The sequence below is a fragment of the Aeromicrobium sp. JP4 genome (genome assembly GCF_054957925.1).
This window is the reverse complement of the sequence record NZ_CM143290.1, coordinates 691,670-707,568: the sequence shown is the minus strand read 5'-3', so window position 1 is coordinate 707,568 and position 15,899 is coordinate 691,670. Positions and strand designations below refer to the sequence as shown.

12 protein-coding genes are annotated in these 15,899 nt (G+C 71.1%); 6 read left to right on the top strand and 6 right to left on the bottom strand.

Translation table 11 applies throughout. The features are described from left to right. Nucleotides 1-51 precede the first annotated feature (51 nt). Nucleotides 52-1,593 (top strand): phospholipase D-like domain-containing protein, encoded by a 1,542-nt coding sequence (locus ACY1JX_RS03545; RefSeq protein WP_462565226.1) that lies wholly within the window; start codon nt 52-54, stop codon nt 1,591-1,593. Nucleotides 1,594-1,660: 67 nt separating this feature from the next. Here the strand turns inward: ACY1JX_RS03545 and ACY1JX_RS03540 are convergent, their stop codons facing one another. Beyond that, complete coding sequence (locus ACY1JX_RS03540; protein WP_181756237.1) at nt 1,661-1,891, bottom strand: DUF7455 domain-containing protein; 231 nt, start codon at nt 1,889-1,891, stop codon at nt 1,661-1,663. Between the two features lie 104 nt (nt 1,892-1,995). On the opposite strand from ACY1JX_RS03540, the gene ACY1JX_RS03535 reads away from it, so the two are divergent. Further along, nucleotides 1,996-4,071, top strand: a complete 2,076-nt coding sequence (locus tag ACY1JX_RS03535) for a DNA gyrase/topoisomerase IV subunit B (protein ID WP_286928039.1) — start codon at nt 1,996-1,998, stop codon at nt 4,069-4,071. Between the two features lie 103 nt (nt 4,072-4,174). Here the strand turns inward: ACY1JX_RS03535 and ACY1JX_RS03530 are convergent, their stop codons facing one another. Genes ACY1JX_RS03530 through ACY1JX_RS03515 form a run of 4 tightly spaced genes read right to left on the bottom strand, consistent with a single transcriptional unit; the run spans nt 4,175 to nt 9,552 of the window. Beyond that, on the bottom strand, nt 4,175-4,669 hold the full coding sequence (locus ACY1JX_RS03530) for a beta-class carbonic anhydrase (RefSeq protein WP_181755556.1): 495 nt from the start codon (nt 4,667-4,669) through the stop codon (nt 4,175-4,177). After that, complete coding sequence (locus tag ACY1JX_RS03525; RefSeq protein ID WP_462565225.1) at nt 4,666-6,372, bottom strand: MFS transporter; 1,707 nt, start codon at nt 6,370-6,372, stop codon at nt 4,666-4,668. Before ACY1JX_RS03525 ends, ACY1JX_RS03530 begins: the two co-directional genes overlap by 4 nt. A gap of 10 nt (nt 6,373-6,382) precedes the next feature. Further along, the gene (locus ACY1JX_RS03520) at nt 6,383-7,069 is read right to left on the bottom strand and encodes an LppX_LprAFG lipoprotein (RefSeq protein ID WP_181755558.1); all 687 of its coding nucleotides are present in this window, start codon (nt 7,067-7,069) and stop codon (nt 6,383-6,385) included. Between the two features lie 5 nt (nt 7,070-7,074). Further along, entirely contained in the window at nt 7,075-9,552 is a 2,478-nt protein-coding gene (locus ACY1JX_RS03515) for a DNA gyrase/topoisomerase IV subunit A (RefSeq protein ID WP_462565224.1), read from the bottom strand. 62 nt (nt 9,553-9,614) lie between these two features. Here ACY1JX_RS03515 and ACY1JX_RS03510 point away from each other — a divergent pair, with 62 nt between their 5' ends. From ACY1JX_RS03510 to ACY1JX_RS03495, 4 genes are read left to right on the top strand one after another with little or no spacing between them, the layout of a single operon-like run. Then, the gene (locus tag ACY1JX_RS03510) at nt 9,615-12,338 is read left to right on the top strand and encodes a bifunctional acetate--CoA ligase family protein/GNAT family N-acetyltransferase (RefSeq protein WP_462565223.1); all 2,724 of its coding nucleotides are present in this window, start codon (nt 9,615-9,617) and stop codon (nt 12,336-12,338) included. Continuing rightward, nucleotides 12,335-12,910 (top strand): DUF5998 family protein, encoded by a 576-nt coding sequence (locus ACY1JX_RS03505; RefSeq protein WP_181755560.1) that lies wholly within the window; start codon nt 12,335-12,337, stop codon nt 12,908-12,910. Before ACY1JX_RS03510 ends, ACY1JX_RS03505 begins: the two co-directional genes overlap by 4 nt. Next, nucleotides 12,907-13,998 (top strand): alkaline phosphatase family protein, encoded by a 1,092-nt coding sequence (locus ACY1JX_RS03500; protein WP_462565222.1) that lies wholly within the window; start codon nt 12,907-12,909, stop codon nt 13,996-13,998. Before ACY1JX_RS03505 ends, ACY1JX_RS03500 begins: the two co-directional genes overlap by 4 nt. Nucleotides 13,999-14,001: 3 nt before the next feature. Beyond that, nucleotides 14,002-14,655: a thymidine kinase gene (locus ACY1JX_RS03495; protein WP_181755562.1), complete on the top strand. Its 654-nt coding sequence runs from the start codon at nt 14,002-14,004 to the stop codon at nt 14,653-14,655. Between the two features lie 260 nt (nt 14,656-14,915). Here ACY1JX_RS03495 and sepH read toward each other — a convergent pair whose 3' ends face one another. Further along, the gene (gene sepH / locus ACY1JX_RS03490; RefSeq protein WP_286927873.1) at nt 14,916-15,794 is read right to left on the bottom strand and encodes a septation protein SepH; all 879 of its coding nucleotides are present in this window, start codon (nt 15,792-15,794) and stop codon (nt 14,916-14,918) included. Nucleotides 15,795-15,899: the final 105 nt, after the last annotated feature.

The window sequence follows — 15,899 nt, the reverse complement described above, 5'->3', positions numbered from 1 at the left end:
GATGGGTTAGTCTGTTCCGACCGCTTGTTTTCGTCTCGGGGGAGTTCCACCGTGTCCGTCAGTCATCGACTTCGACTCGCGAGTGTCGCCACCCTCAGTGCGCTCGTGCTGCCGCTCGTCGCCGCGTCCACCACGTTCGGTGCCGACGAGACCGAGGGCGCCGCAGCGGCTCCGGCCGCCGTCGAGCCGCAGGCGGACCCCACCCAGGCACCGACCGCCGAGGCCCAGAAGGCCGCGCCGCAGGCCGTCGCACCGGCCGCCGCCGCCGTCCGCAAGCGCCCCTACGGCGCCGCCTACCCGGTCGAGGTCGAGGGCAACTTCGCGCGTCCGTACTTCGACAAGGGTGGCCGCAACCGCGACTACACCCTCCTGAACGATCTCGAGCGCCTCATCCGCGGCTCCTACAAGACGCCGGCGGGCAAGCTCAAGTCCAAGGCGCAGCGCCGCGCCACCTCGGTCTACGCCGCGAACTCGCGCATGGAGGACTCGGTCCGCGTCGGCCGCGAGCTGGTCCGTGCGGCCAAGGCCGGCGTCAACGTGCGGTTCATCCACCCGAACGCTCACCAGTCGGGTGCGTCGAAGAAGCTGCGCAGCCAGCTCAACCGGACCAAGTACGGCAAGTTCAAGATCTGCTCCAACGGCAAGTCCATGGCCTGCCTCTCGCGCGTCAACGGCGCGATCATGCACTCCAAGATCGTTATGGTCAGCGACACGTACACCCGCAGTGGCCGTCGCGCCAAGGGCGTCGTGTGGACCGGCTCGTCGAACTTCGGCGGCCGCAGCGCCGAGCGCACCTACAACAACGGCAGCACCGTCTACAACGACAAGAAGCTGTGGTACGGGATGCGCGGCGTCTGGAAGGACATGTGGGCCGAGCGCCGGGTCGGCAGCGACTACGGCCGCTACATCGCCAAGCGCAGCTCGCGCTACGGCTACCGCACGGCCGCCCGCGACGGCTACTCCAGCCCGTACGCCAAGAAGGGCCTGCTGTACTCGAACCTGTCGAACTACACGATCCACGTGACGCCGCTGCGCGCGACGCCCACCAACGGTCGTGACCCGATCCTCAACATGCTCAACCGGATCGTCCCGGACGAGCAGTGCCGCATCCGCCTGATGGAGAACCGCTTCAAGTACCGCCGCATCGCGCTGGCGTACAAGCTCGCGGCCCTCAACAACGCCGGCTGCCGTGTCTCGGTCGTGGCCTTCAAGGACGACTGGAAGAAGAACTACCTCGAGCACTGCCGCCAGCTGCTGCGCGTCTGCAAGCCCGTGCTCGACGTCCTGAAGACGTCGCGCACCGAGGTCGACGCGGCGTACGCCCAGGTGCACGACAAGACGATCCTGGTCGACGCCAAGCTGAAGCGGAACCGGATGAACCCCGAGGAGCGCCTCCCCAGCGGCGGCATCTGGCCCAAGTCGGGCGCTCGCGTGAAGGTCGTCCTGGCCGGCTCGGCGAACCTCACGGGCTCGAACCTGGTGGCCAGTGACGAGATCACGACCATCACGACCGATCCCGACGTGTACGACTCCTACGTCGAGCACTGGCGCTCGGTCACCCAGACGAAGGCCTACGGCATCTTCAAGTACTGAGGACGACGAAACGGCGCCGAACCCCTCGGGGTTCGGCGCCGTTCTCTGTCGGCTGGAGGGCGGACCCTCAGACGCTCAGGCTGTCGCTCTCGTCGCGGTAGGCGATCGCGATCTCGCGCAGGCGCGTCTCGTGCTGGCGGGCGTGGTGACCGCAGAAGACCAGGTCGGTGCCCGAGGGCAGTTCGACGCGGACCAGGGCCTGCGCGCCGCAACGATCGCAGCGGTCGGTAGCGGTGAGGGCGGGGAACTCGGCAGTGGCCGTCACGGTGTCCTCATTTCGTCGGTTGTCGTCGAACATCACCATGAATACTCCCTCACGGCGCCAAACGCGCGTCGGACGCGCCGACGCCGCGTGTCACGTGCGATCGGGTGGGGCCGGCTCGATACCGTGGGGGCCGGGGGATCGATGAGGAGGAACCGGACATTTCGACCTACGACGCACGCAATCTGCTCGTCCTCGAGGGACTGGAAGCGGTACGCAAGCGACCGGGCATGTACATCGGCTCCACCGACACGCGTGGGCTCATGCACTGCCTCTGGGAGATCATCGACAACTCGGTCGACGAGGCGCTGACGGGGCACGGCTCCCACATCGCCGTCGTCCTGTACCCCGACGGCTCGGTCGAGGTCCGCGACGACGGCCGCGGCGTCCCCGTCGACATCGAGCCCAAGACCGGCCTGACCGGCGTCGAGGTCGTCTACACGAAGCTCCACGCGGGCGGGAAGTTCGGTGGCGGCTCCTACAACGCCACCGGCGGCCTGCACGGCGTCGGCGCGTCGGTCGTGAACGCGCTGTCGGCGCGCCTGGACGTCGAGGTCGACAAGGGCGGCGCCACGTGGGCGATGTCCTTCCGTCGCGGGGTCCCCGGCGTCTTCGCCGGCGACGGCGCCGACGCGGACTTCACCCCCGACAACACGCTGCGCAAGATCGGCAAGGTCGCGAAGTCCCGCACGGGCACCCGCGTCCGCTACTGGGCGGACCCGCAGATCTTCATCAAGGGCGCGAAGTTCGCCTACGACGAGCTGGTCGGCCGCGCCCGCCAGACCTCGTTCCTCGTGCCCGGCCTGCGCATCGCGATCCGCGACGAGCGCGAGGCGGAGGTGCGCGAGGAGGACTTCTTCCACGAGGGCGGCATCTCGGAGTTCTGCGAGTTCCTCGCGGCGGACACCGCCGTCAACGAGGTCCTGCGCGTCCAGGGCGAGGACACCTTCGTCGAGACCGTGCCGGTGCTCGACACGAAGGGCCACATGACGCCCCAGGACGTCGAGCGCACGCTCGGCGTCGACGTCGCGCTGCGGTGGGGCACCGACTACGACACGACCGTGAAGTCGTTCGTCAACATCATCGCCACGCCCAAGGGCGGCACGCACGTCTCCGGCTTCGAGCGCGGTGTCACCAAGACCTTCAACGAGGTCCTGCGCAACTCGCGGATGCTCAAGAACGGCGATCCCGACGTCATCAAGGACGACGTGCTCGAGGGTCTGACCGCCGTGGTCACGGTGAACCTGGCCGAGCCGCAGTTCGAGGGTCAGACGAAGGAGGTCCTCGGCACGCCGGCCGTCACGCGCATCGTGAACAAGATCGTCGCGCGCGAGTTGAAGGCCTTCCTGACCTCCACGAAGGCGGCGCAGAAGGCCCAGGCGCGCCTCGTGATGGAGAAGGTCGTCGGGGCGTCCCGCACGCGCCTGGCGGCCCGCCAGCACCGTGACACGCAGCGGCGCAAGAACGCGCTCGAGTCGAGCGCGCTGCCCGCGAAGCTGGCCGACTGCCGCAGCAACGACGTCGACCGCTCCGAGCTGTTCATCGTGGAGGGCGACTCCGCGCTCGGCACCGCCAAGTCGGCGCGCGACGCCGAGTTCCAGGCGCTGCTGCCGATCCGCGGCAAGATTCTCAACGTCCAGAAGGCCAGCATCGGCGACATGCTGAAGAACGCCGAGTGCTCGTCGATCATCCAGGTCGTGGGGGCCGGCTCGGGCCGCACGTTCGACCTCGACACGGCGCGCTACGGCCGGATCATCTTCATGGCCGACGCCGACTCCGACGGCGCGCACATCCGCTGCCTGCTGGCGACGCTGTTCTTCCGCTACATGCGGCCGATGGTGGAGGCGGGCCGGGTCTACACCGCCGTGCCGCCGCTGCACCGGATCGAGCTGGTCTCGCCCAAGAAGGGGCAGGACAAGTACATCTACACGTACTCCGACCCCGAGCTCCAGCGGACGCTGGCGCAGCTGAAGAAGCGCAACGTCCGCTGGAAGGACGCGCCCCAGCGCTACAAGGGCCTGGGCGAGATGGACGCCGACCAGCTGGCCGAGACCACGATGGACCCGCGGCACCGCACCCTGCGCCGCCTCACCGTCGACGACGCCGAGGCGTCGGCCGAGGTCTTCGAGCTGCTCATGGGCAACGAGGTCCCGCCGCGAAAGGAGTTCATCATCCAGGGCGCCTACGAGATCGACACCGAGCTCATCGACGCCTGACGTGGCTCGGTGATCGAGTGCCGGCGAGCGAAGCGAGACGGTGTATCGAGATCAGTGGTCTCGATACACCCGCTCGTTCCTCGCGGGCACTCGACCGCCGGTGTCAGTCGACCTGGGTCATGAGGCCCGAGTCGACGTCGTAGATGAAGCCGGCGACCTCGACCGAGTCGGGGACGAGCGGGTGGCTGCGGACGCGGTTGACGTCGGCGCGCACGGTGGACTCCTGGTCCTCGATCACGCCGATGGTCATCCAGGAGGCGTCCGTGCCGCTCTTGTCGCCGATCTTCGCCTTGACGTCGGCCTCGGTCGAGGACGCCATGGCGCAGCGGGTGTGCTCGACGACCAGGACGCGGTCGACCTTGAGCATGGACACGCCGAGCACGATCGCCACGAGCACCTGGTCGGTCACGCGGCCGCCGGGGTTGCGCAGGATCTTGGCGTCGCCGGGCTTGAGGCCGATCATCGCGAGGGGCTCGATGCGCGAGTCCATGCAGGTGACCATCAGGACACCCGCCTGCGCGATGCCGTCGAAACCTCCCTCGTGCGTCTGGGCGTACGTCCGGTTGGCCTCGAGGAGATCGTCGAATGCGGTCGTCATGAGGAAAAAGTAGCGCGCCGCCGCAGGAGCAGCAGAGCGAGGGCGGCGGCGATGAACGCGGCCACCGCGGCGCCGGTGAAGACGGCCTGCAATTGCGCGATCCCGGCGTCGCGCATCGCCCCGTTGTAGGCGCGGCAGGCGGTGGTGGCCCCGTTGCAGAGCTCCTCGATCGGCGGGATGTCCGCGACCGCCGACCGGAAGGCGCGCAGGCCGAGGGAGGTCAGCGCCGAGATGCCGATGAGCATGCCCACCATGCGCGCGACGACCAGCAGGGCGCTGGCGAGTCCGTGCACCTCGGCGGCCGTGTGCTCGAGCAGCGCGGCATTGACGGGGGCGATGGCCAGGCCGAAGCCCAGGCCGCAGGCCGCCAGCACGACGGTGGCCCCGAAGGTCTCCAGGGACTTCGCGTCCCACGAGGCCATCACCAGGAAGCAGGCTCCCGAGAGGGTGAGCGCCGCGGCCGTGAGCGGTCCGGCCGGCACGCGGCGCAGCAGCCAGCCACCAGCCACCGCGCCCACCGGTAGGGCGACGAGGAAGCGCAGCAGCACGAGGGCCGCCTCCAGCTGGTCGTCGGGCGCAATCGTCAGGCGGGCGAAGAACGGGATGTCGACGAGGGCGGCGATCAGCGCCGAGCCGATGAAGAACGAGACGGCGATCGAGCCCCACGCGGGGGCGGACGAGAGCGATCCGCGGGGGATCAGCGGATGGGCGGCGTGCCGCCCGCGCCACACGAACAGCGCCAGCGCGATCGCGGCGACGGGCAGCAGGACGACCGCGTCGTCGGCCAGCACCGCCCGCTCGGGCTCCGCGCTGGCGAACGTGAGGATGACGGCGCCCAGCGCCACCGTGAGCGCGGCCGCGCCCCACAGATCTGTCTGCCGGGCCACCTGGCCCCACTCGCGCCAGGCGAGCAGGGGCCGGGCCGTCGTCACCTGGCGGACGACGAACGCCGCGCCGAGGCCGTACGCGACGAGCGCCAGCGGCGTGAGCCATCGCGACTCGCCCGCGACCGGGAGGAACGCCAGGCCGCTGGTGACACCGGTCGTCAGGGACTCCGGCTCGAGCATCACCAGCAGCAGGCAGCCACCGGTGAGCAGCGCCAGCACGAGTCCGGGCACGTCCCACCCGCGGTCGGCGCGCGGGGGCCGGTGGCGCAGCAGGGCGGCCGCGATCACCAGCCCGACGGCGGCGTTGACCCAGAAGATGTCGTGCCACGTGCCGAACGCCAGGATCGCGGCGCCCCACAGGGGTCCCACGACGCTGCCGAGCTCCTGCACGGCGCCGACGATGCCCAGCGGCAGGCCGCGGCGCTCAGCCGGCCACGTGTCGGCGATGAGGGCCAGCGTCGGCGGGATCAGCCCGCCGCCTCCGATGCCCTGGATGAACCGGCCCAGCACGATCGAGGTCAGGTCGTACCCCGCCGCCGTGATGACCGAGCCGATGGCGAAGACGACGAGGCAGCCGATCAGCACGGGGACCCGGCCGCGCAGGTCGGAGACCCGGCCGATCAGCGGCAGCACCGCCACGTAGCCCAGCAGGAATCCCGAGATGATGGGCGCCGCGCGCTGGAGGTCGGCGACGGTCAGCCCGGCCGCGGTCATCATGTCGGGCAGGGCCAGCACGACGACGTAGGTGTCGGCCGCGGCGAAGCCGATCGCCACCGCGGCGAGCGCGAGCAACCCGCGCGACGCGAGCTCCCTCATCGGCACGGGATCAGGGCGCCTCGATGCCGGCGGGCTCGTCGCGCGGTGAGAGCCGCAGCGTGTAGGTCACGTCCTCGCCGCCGTAGAACGGGCCCGAGATCTTCGCGTCGTGGAGCTCGTCGTCGTCGGTGAGGCGGTAGACGACGTCGAAGTCCTCGGTGGCGTCGGCCGTGGGGATGAGCTGCGCGATGCGGTCGCCCGGGAGCTCGCCGCTGATCTCGGTGAGCACGAGGTCCCCGTCGCGCGACTTGTCCTCGACCTCGGGCTCGGTGGTGGCCTTCAGCAGGGCGCCGAGGCCCGAGTCGGCGTCCGTGCCCACGAGCGCCGCCGGATCGGGAGCCCCGAGCGTGGCCGGGTCGAGCGGGGCCCACACGGGCGAGAAGCCGGTCTTGGCGTAGGTCGTGCCGTCGACGGAGATGACCTCGGCGGCCAGCGTCGCGCCGCCCGCGACGACCTTGACGTCGCCCTCGAAGGCGGGGGAGTGGTCGCCGACACCTTCGGCGGAGAGGAGCCCGCGCGTGCCGCTGGGCAGCTCCTTGGTGCTCAGGGAGATGTCGAACGACTCGGCCTCGGTGAGGGCCTCGGAGGCCGCGTCGAGCCTCTGGGCGGCGTCGCCGGAGTCGGAGTCGTCACCGGTGCAGGCGGTCAGCAGCAGGGCGCCGCTCAGCACGGTCGCGGTCATCAGTCGAGAAAACACGCTGGTCAGTCTGGCACGTTTCGCGCGCCCGGCAGCGTGGCTGCGGCCGATGAGACCCCTGTGATCGGCTGGCCGACCGGAGTGCCCGACGCGTCGCGCCGTTCGACGACCTCGGGGAGGTCGACCGGTGAGCCGCTCGCGGCGGACGCGACGGGCATCCCGTCGCCGACCCACGCGAACACGAGGGCGTCCTCGCCGCTGAGCAGCCGCTGGCAGCGCACGCCGCCGGTGCCACGCCCCTTGCCGGGGTAGACGGAGAAGGGCGACACCTTGACCGAGCCGGCCTGGGTCCCCGGAAGGGCGGAGGAGCTGCCGGCGACGGTGACCACGTGGGCCGACTCGACGTCGGAGACGGCGCCGAACGCGACGACGTGGGCGCCCGCGCCGAGCTTCACGCCCGCGACGCCGCCGCCGCTGCGGCCTTGGGGACGCACGAGCGACGCGGGGAAGTGCAGCAGCTGCGCCTCGGACGTGACGAACGCGAGCTCCTCCTCGCCCGTGACCAGCGGGACGGCGCCCACGACCCGGTCGCCGTCGTCGAGCCGGATGAGCTCCCACGAGTCGCGGTTGGACAGGTGCTCGGGCTTGACCCTCTTGACGATGCCGTCGCGGGTGCCCAACGCAAGGCCGGGGACGTCCTCGGCGAAGGTCATCAGGGTCAGCGCGTCGCCGTCGAGGCTCAGCAGCTCGCCCAGCGGGACACCGCCCTGCAGGCGCGGAGAGTCGGCGGTGGGCGGCAGCGCCGGCAGGTCGATGACGTCGAGGCGATGGACGGTGCCGGCCGACGTGACCACGCCGACCTGCCCCCGTGCCGTGGCGCGGACGGCCGAGACGACGGTGTCGTGCTTGGCCCGGCGGCCGTGGTCGCCGAGCGGCTCGGCGTCGGACGTGCGCGCGACGAGGCCGGTGGAGGACAGCAGCACCCAGCACGGGTCGTCGGGCACCTCGAGCGACCCGCCGGCCGCGGCCGGCGCGGGGACGCCGGCGGACTCGAGCAGGACGGTGCGTCGCGGGGTGCCGAACTGCTGGGCCATCTGGGCCAGCTCGTCGCCGACCAGGCCCCGCAGCACGCTCTCGTCGGCGAGGATCGCGTCGAGCGCCTCGATCTGGCGGCGCAGCTCGTCGGCCTCACGCTCCAGCTCCAGGCGCGAGAACTTCGTGAGGCGACCCAGCTGCAGGTCGAGGATGTAGTCGGCCTGGAGCTCGGACAGGTCGAAGACGGAGATCAGTCGTCCACGGGCCTCGCCGCGGTTCTCCGACGAGCGGATCAGCTGGATGACCTCGTCGATGTCGAGGATCGCGATGAGCAGGCCGTCGACGAGGTGCAGCCGGTCGGCCGCCTTGCCCCGGCGGTAGGTGGTGCGCCGACGGACGACGTCGATGCGGTGATCGAGGTAGACCGTGAGCATCTCGCGCAGGCCGAGGGTGCGCGGCTGGCCGTCGACCAGGGCGACCGCGTTGATGCCGAAGGAGGACTCCAGCGGGGTCTGGCGGTACAGCTGCTCCAGCAGGGCCTCGGGGACGATGCCGTTCTTGATCTCGATGACCAGGCGCAAGCCGTTCTTGCGGTCGGTGAGGTTCTTCAGGTCGGAGATGCCCTGGATCTTCTTGGCCTGGACGAGCTTCTTGATCGACTCGATGACCTTCTCGGGGCCCACGTTGTAGGGCAGCTCGGTGACGACGATGCCCTTCTTGCGCGCGGTGACGCTCTCGACGCGCGTCGTGGCGCGCATCTTGAACGAGCCGTTGCCCGTGACGTAGGCGTCGCGGATGCCGTCGAGCCCCACGATCTTGCCGCCGGTGGGCAGGTCGGGGCCCGGCACGAAGCGCATGAGCGCGTCGAGGTCGGCGTCGGGGTGCGCGATGAGGTGGCGCAGCGCCTGCACGACCTCGATGAGGTTGTGCGGCGCGATGTTCGTGGCCATGCCCACGGCGATGCCGGATGCGCCGTTGACCAGCAGGTGGGGTATTGCGGCCGGGAGGACGGTCGGCTCCTGGAGCCGGCCGTCGTAGTTGGGCTTGAAGTCGACCGTGTCCTCGTCGAGCGACTCGGTCATCGCCTCGGCGGACCGGTCCATCCGGATCTCGGTGTACCGCATCGCGGCCGGCGGGTCGTCGGGCGAGCCGAAGTTGCCGTGACCGTCGAGCAGGGGCAGGCGCAGCGACCAGGGCTGGACGAGGCGCACGAGCGCGTCGTAGATCGCGCTGTCGCCGTGCGGGTGCAGCTTGCCCATGACCTCGCCCACGGGGCGGGCGCTCTTGACGTGGGGCCGGTCGGGCCGCAGGCCCATGTCGTCCATCGTGTAGAGGATGCGCCGCTGGACGGGCTTCATCCCGTCGCGCGCATCCGGAAGGGCCCGCGCATAGATCACCGAGTAGGCGTACTCGAGGAAGCTCGAGCGCATCTCGTCGCCGACGTCGGTGTCGAGGATGTGCTCCTCGAAGTCCACGGTCTCGATGCCTGATCCACTCACGCGGGCCATTCTCCCGCGCCGCGTCGCCGGGGGTGCGCCCGACCCGCCGCTCGCGGGGTAGGTTTGTGCCCGTGAGTGGCAGCGAACCGGTCGAGATGGCGAGCCTGATGCCCCACCCGGTCCCCGCATGGGAGGCCGATGTCCTGCTGAAGGACGGGCGCGTCGCGCAGATCCGCCCCATCGTCCCCGAGGACGCCCCGCGGTTCGTGGAGTTCTACGACCGCGTCTCCGCCGAGTCCAAGTACTTCCGCTTCTTCGCGCCCTACCCGCGGCTCTCCGACCGCGACGTGGCGCGCTTCACCACCGTCGATCACGACCGGCGCGTGGCCTTCGTGGTCACGCAGCAGGACGACATCATCGCCGTCGGCCGCTATGACGCCGTCTCCGACGAGGAGGCCGAGGTCGCGTTCCTCGTCGAGGACGCCCACCAGGGCCGCGGCATCGGCCAGCTGCTGCTGGAGCACCTCGCCCAGGCAGGACGCGAGCGCGGCTTCACCGAGTTCATCGCCGAGGTCCTGCCCGAGAACGTCCGGATGCTGCAGGTCTTCCGGGAGATGGGCTACACGATCAGCGGCACGCTCGAGGACGGCGTGCAGCGGCTGACGTTCGAGATCAACCCCACCGACTCCGCGCTGGGCGTCATGCGCTCGCGCGAGCAGCGGGCCGAGGCCGCCTCGATCGCCCGCATCTTCGGGGCCCGCAGCGTGGCCGTGGTCGGCGCCAGCCGTCGCCAGGGCTCGATCGGCCAGGCGATGGTGCGCAACCTCGTGCTCGGCGACTACGGCGGCACCGTCTACGCCGTGAACTCCCAGGCCGAGGCCGTGTCTGGCCTGACGGCCTACCCGACCGTGCGCGACATCCCCGGCGACGTCGAGATCGCGATCGTCGCCGTCCCGGCCGAGCACGTGAACGACGTCGTCCTGGACTGCGCCGCGAAGGGCGTCCACGGTCTCGTCGTGATCTCCGCCGGCTTCGCCGAGGAGGGCCCCGAGGGCCGCGCACGCCAGCAGGAGCTGCTGCACTCGTGCCGCATCCACGGCCTGCGCCTGATCGGCCCCAACTGCCTGGGCATCATCAACACGGCGTCCGACGTGCAGCTCAACGCCTCGCTGTCCGCCACCATGCCCCCACCCGGGCGCGCCGGCTTCTTCTGCCAGTCCGGAGCCCTCGGCTCGGCCATCCTCGAGACCGTCGCCGCGCGCGGGCTCGGGCTGTCCACCTTCGTCTCGGCCGGCAACCGCGCCGACGTCTCGGGCAACGACCTCCTCCAGTACTGGCAGCAGGACGACAGCACCGACGTGGTCCTGCTGTACCTCGAGTCCATCGGCAACCCGCGCAAGTTCTCGCGCCTCGCCCGCCGCGTCTCCGAGGTCAAGCCGATCGTGGCGGTGAAGTCGGGCCGGTCCACCCAGGGCGTGCCCGTCGGCCACACCGTGCGTCGCAGCTCGGCGCCGCAGCAGGCCGTCGACGCGATGTTCCGCCAGGCCGGCGTCATCCAGGTGGAGAACCTCGACGAGATGTTCGACGTCGCCCAGCTGCTGGCCCACCAGCCGCTGCCGCGCGGCAACCGGATCGCGGTGGTCGGCAACTCCGACGCCGTCGGCCTGATCGTCACCGACGCCGCCAAGTCGCAGGGCCTGCAGGTCGCGCCGCCGATCGCGCTGGGCGCCACCGCCGGCGCCGAGGAGTTCGAGGTCGCCATCGAGGCGGCGCTCGCACGTCCCGACGTCGACGCCCTCGTCGTGGTCTACACGCCTCCGATCACCACTGACAGCGATGCCGTCGCCCAGGTGCTCGCCGCCATCGGCGAGCAGTCCGACAAGCCGATCGTCTCCACGTTCCTGGCCAGCAAGGGCATCCCGGTGCTGCTGCGGGTGCCCGACCTCGAGGGCGGCTCGGCCGGCCGCGGCTCGGTGCCGTCCTACGCCGCGCCCGAGGCGGCGGTCAAGGCGCTCGCCCGGGCCGTCAACTACGCCGAGTGGGCCGCGCGCGACCACGGTGAGTACCACGTGGCCGCCGAGCACCGCTCGGGCGACGCGAAGGCCCTCATCCGCGACGTGCTGACGATCGCCCCGCGCGGCGCCGTGCTGTCCACCGAGCAGGTCCACTACCTGCTGTCCTGCTACGGCATCGACCTGTGGACCTGGACGAACGTGCACAGCAAGGAGGAGGCGATCGCGGCCGGCGAGAAGCTGGGCTGGGACGTCGTCCTCAAGGCCGGCAGCGAGCACCTGCGCGCCCGTCCCGACCTCGCCCACGTCTGGCGCGGGATCCACGACGCCCAGGACATGGCCGAGGCGTGGGACGAGATGACCACGTGGAGCGGCATCCGGGCCGACACCACCTTCTTCGTGCAGCGGTCCGCGCCCGCCGGCGTCCAGGTGGCCTTCCGCGCCACCGAGGACCGGCTCTTCGGCCCGCTCGTGTCGTTCGGCATCGCCGGTGCGCCGAGCGAGCTGCTCGAGGACCGCAGCTACGGCATCCCGCCCCTCACCGACGTCGACGCGCGCACCATGGTCAGCGGCATCCGTGCCGCGCCCCTGCTCTTCGGGCACCACGGCAGCGAGCCGGTCGACGTGGCCGCCCTCGAGGACATCGTGCTGCGTCTCGCTGCGCTGAAGGACGACCTGCCCGAGGTCGTCTCGCTCGACCTCGAGCCGGTGCTGGTCAATCCCGACGGGTACACCGCCCTGAGCGCGCGCGCCAAGGTGATCCCCTCGTCCGACAGCCGGGGCGACTGGTTCGTCCGGCGGCTGAGCCAGCCTGATGTAGCGGCGGATACGCTGGGTCGGTGACGCAGACCAGGGACCGGACGAAGGACCTCTACGAGTCGATCTCGCGCAGCGGGTACTACCCCGAGATCGTCGCGGGAGCGCTCGAGGACGCACTGGCGGCCGAGCCCGTGGAGTCGTTCGTCGTCCACCACGAGCCCACGTTCGACCGCGAGGAGATCCGCCGGCACATGTCGGTGCTGGTCCTCACGCCCACGCGCCTGCTGCTGACGCACACCGACGAGCACCCCGGCGACACGCTGCTGCCGAAGCCCTACACGTCCACGTCCGTCGAGGCGGTGCCGCTGTCGCGCGTCTCCGGCGTCGTCGTCACGCGGATGGTGTCGGCCCAGACGCAGCAGCTCGAGGAGGCCCTCCTCACGATCGGCTGGGGCGCCGTCGCCCGGGTCGAGCTCGAGCCCGCCCGCTGCGACGATCCCGAGTGCGAGGCCGACCACGGCTACACCGGATCGATCAGTGGCGACGACTTCTCGCTGCGGCTCAGCGCCGCGGCCGAGGGCGGCGCCGCGGTCGTGGGCCTGCTGGAGTTCGCTCGCGCGCTGACCGCGGCCACGACCGTCACCGAGGCTCGATGACCGCGCCGCATGCCGGCATCCACGAGGTGATGACCTCCGTGGGCGGCGCCCTCGGCGTCCCGGGCTTCACCGACGTCCTCGGGCTGCCCGTGTCCCGGCGCTACGTCGTGATGCTCGTCGACGGTCTCGGACTCGACCTGCTGCGCGAGCACGCCGACCTGGCGCCGTTCCTGTCGTCGTGCCTCAACGTGGAGAACGTGCTGGCGGGGATCCCCTCGACCACCTCGGTGAGCCTGACCTCGCTGGGTACGGGCCTGCTTCCCGGACAGCACGGCATGGCCGGCTACACGTGCCGCATCCCGGGCACGTCCCGCTTCCTCAACACGCTCAAGTGGGACGACCGCATCGTCCCCGAGCAGTGGCAGCCGCATGCCACGGTCCTCAGCCGGCTGGCCGACGAGGGGATCGCGGTCACCGTGGTCAACGACGCCCGGTTCGAGCTGAGCGGCCTCACGCGCGTGAGCCAGCGCGGCGTGCCCTTCGTGGGTGTCCGCCACGCGTGGGACCGGCTCGCGGCCGTCGTGGAGGCGGTCGAGCGTGACGACCGCGCCCTGGTGTACGCCTACGAGTCCGCCGTCGACCACACGGGACACGGCTCGGGCGTCGACTCCGACGAGTGGCGCAAGGCGCTCGTCGAGGTCGACCGCGACGTCGCCGACCTGCGCGCGGCCCTGCCGCCCGACGTGGTCCTGCTCGTCACCGCCGACCACGGCATGGTGGACGTGCCGATGGAGGGCCGATTCGACCTCGTCGACCACCCGAAGCTGCGCGACGACGTGGTGCTGGTCGCCGGCGAGGCCCGGTTCCGTCACGTGCACACGCGCTCGGGTGCCGAGGCGAAGGTCGCCGCCCGCTGGCGTTCCGCGCTCGGTGACAGGGTGGAGGTCCGGCTGCGCGACGAAGCCGAGGAGTGGTTCGGTCCGATCGACCCGGCCGTCCGCGCTCGCTTCGGCGACGTGGTGGTGGCTGCGCTCGACGACTTCGCCGTCTTCGCCTCCGACGACTTCTCCGTCGAGCTGCTGCTGCGCGGCTTCCACGGCTCGATCACCCCCCGGGAGCGACGCATCCCGGTCCTCGTGGCGGGCTGACCCGTGGCGGAACTGGTCTTCTACTCGGGCACGATGGACTCGGGCAAGAGCACGCTGGCGCTCCAGCTCGACCACAACCACCGCGCCCGCGGCCGGGTGGGCCGCATCTACTCCTCGCACGACCGCGCGGGCGCCGCCACGCTCTCGAGCCGGCTCGGCCTCTCGACCCCGGCGATCGAGGTGGCCGAGGACCTCGACTTCTGGGCCGACGTCGTCGGAGAGCTGACCGGGGGAGCCCGGATCGACTACCTCGTGTGCGACGAGGCGCAGTTCTACACCAGCGCGCAGGTCGACCAGCTGGCCAAGGTGGCCGACGAGCTGGCGATCGACGTGTTCTGCTTCGGCATCCTCACCGACTTCCGCACCCACCTGTTCAGCGGGTCGCAGCGGCTCGTGGAGATCGCCGACCGGGTGCTGACGCTGCAGGTGGAGGCGCTGTGCTGGTGCGGCGCCCGTGCCACCCACAACGCCCGCACCGAGGACGGCGAGATGGTCACCGAGGGCGAGGTGATCGTCGTGGGCGACGTCGAGGACCCGGACCGGCCGACGCCCCAGGTCGGCTATGAGGTGCTGTGCCGCCGGCACCACCGCAAGCGGATGACCGCCGCGCGGGCGAAGGCCGGGGCGCTGTCGCCCGACGTCCTGCCGTTCGACTGATCTCGATACACCGCCTCGCTCCGCTCGTCGGCACTCGATCACCGGAGTCGCACCCCGGTGGACCGGGTCGAGACGTGTGTTGGCACTCGATCACGGGAGTCGCACCCCGGTGGACCGGGTCGAGACGTGTGTTGGCACTCGATCACGGGAGTCGCACCCCGGTGGACCGGGTTGAGACGTGGGTTGGCACTCGATCACCGGAGGCGCATCCCGGTGGTCGAGCGCGCCGCGAGGAACGAGCGGCGTGTGTCGAGACCCGGTCAGTCCGAGGAGCCGCCGAACATGATCTCGTCCCAGCTCGGGACGGAGCGGCGCGAGTGCTTCTTGCGGGGCTTGGGTGTGTCGGGGACCGCGATGCGCTCCTCGAGCGCCTGGTCCTCCACGTCCTCGACGACCTCCTCGGCCGGCTCCTCGAAGACGGCCTGCTCGAGCGCTCGGCGGTCGCGGGCCTCCTTGATGGAGCGCACCAGCGGAGCGTGGTCGGTCGGCTCGGCGATCGCGCCGCCGTACCCCTCGGGGGCGTCCGTGACGAGGTCGGCCAGCGCCATGTCGTGCTGGTCCTGGGTGGCGAGGTCGCCCACGAGGCCACGGGCGGCGTCGTCGTCGGCGATGACGTAGCGGCTCTTGGGGTCGTAGAGGAACGACGCGGAGCCGTCCTCGAGGTCGACGCGCACGGTCCAGCGACCGTCCTCGCGGCGGAACGCGTCCCACGCGGCCTTCTCGGGCGCGATGCCGCGTTCGGCCAGGGCCGCGTCGGCCAGCTCGGCCAGGGTGACGGCGGCGCCGCCGACGTGCTTGCGGCGCACCGACGTGGCGCGGGCCGACTGGGCCATCCACTCGCGCTCGGCGATGACGGGCACGGCGAAGCCGTGCACCCGCTCGACCGTGATGCCGGCGGCCTCGGCGACCTCTTCGACCGACTCGCCGCGGCGGATGCGGGTCTGGATGTCTCGGGGGGTGAGCGAACTCTCCATCGGAATCTCCATCTGTCCTGAACGACTCGACCCTACGGGGGTGCGGTCAACCAGTGAGGTGAGCCGGCGGTCGATGCTGAGCCGGAAGCGTTCTCCGGTGGTCGCGTCCCGAGCGACGAGGAATCGCCCGTCGTCGCTGAGTCCCACGGTCGCGAGTTCCCGCATGTTTCGAGCCTCCCCGTGTCGCTTCTGCCACCGACCTCAAGGCTAGTGAATGCCCGTGGCGATCCCGGGAGACGCGCCGGGTCCGGATGGCTTTTCGGGCCGGGT

What these genes read in the sequence shown, in the direction of transcription:
- ACY1JX_RS03540 (WP_181756237.1), bottom strand. Translation starts at nt 1,891, where the DNA reads ATGTTCGACGACAACCGACGAAATGAGGACACCGTGACGGCCACTGCC.
- ACY1JX_RS03530 (WP_181755556.1), bottom strand. Translation starts at nt 4,669, where the DNA reads ATGACGACCGCATTCGACGATCTCCTCGAGGCCAACCGGACGTACGCC.
- ACY1JX_RS03525 (WP_462565225.1), bottom strand. Translation starts at nt 6,372, where the DNA reads ATGAGGGAGCTCGCGTCGCGCGGGTTGCTCGCGCTCGCCGCGGTGGCG.
- ACY1JX_RS03515 (WP_462565224.1), bottom strand. Translation starts at nt 9,552, where the DNA reads ATGGCCCGCGTGAGTGGATCAGGCATCGAGACCGTGGACTTCGAGGAG.
- ACY1JX_RS03500 (WP_462565222.1), top strand. Translation starts at nt 12,907, where the DNA reads ATGACCGCGCCGCATGCCGGCATCCACGAGGTGATGACCTCCGTGGGC.
- sepH (WP_286927873.1), bottom strand. Translation starts at nt 15,794, where the DNA reads ATGCGGGAACTCGCGACCGTGGGACTCAGCGACGACGGGCGATTCCTC.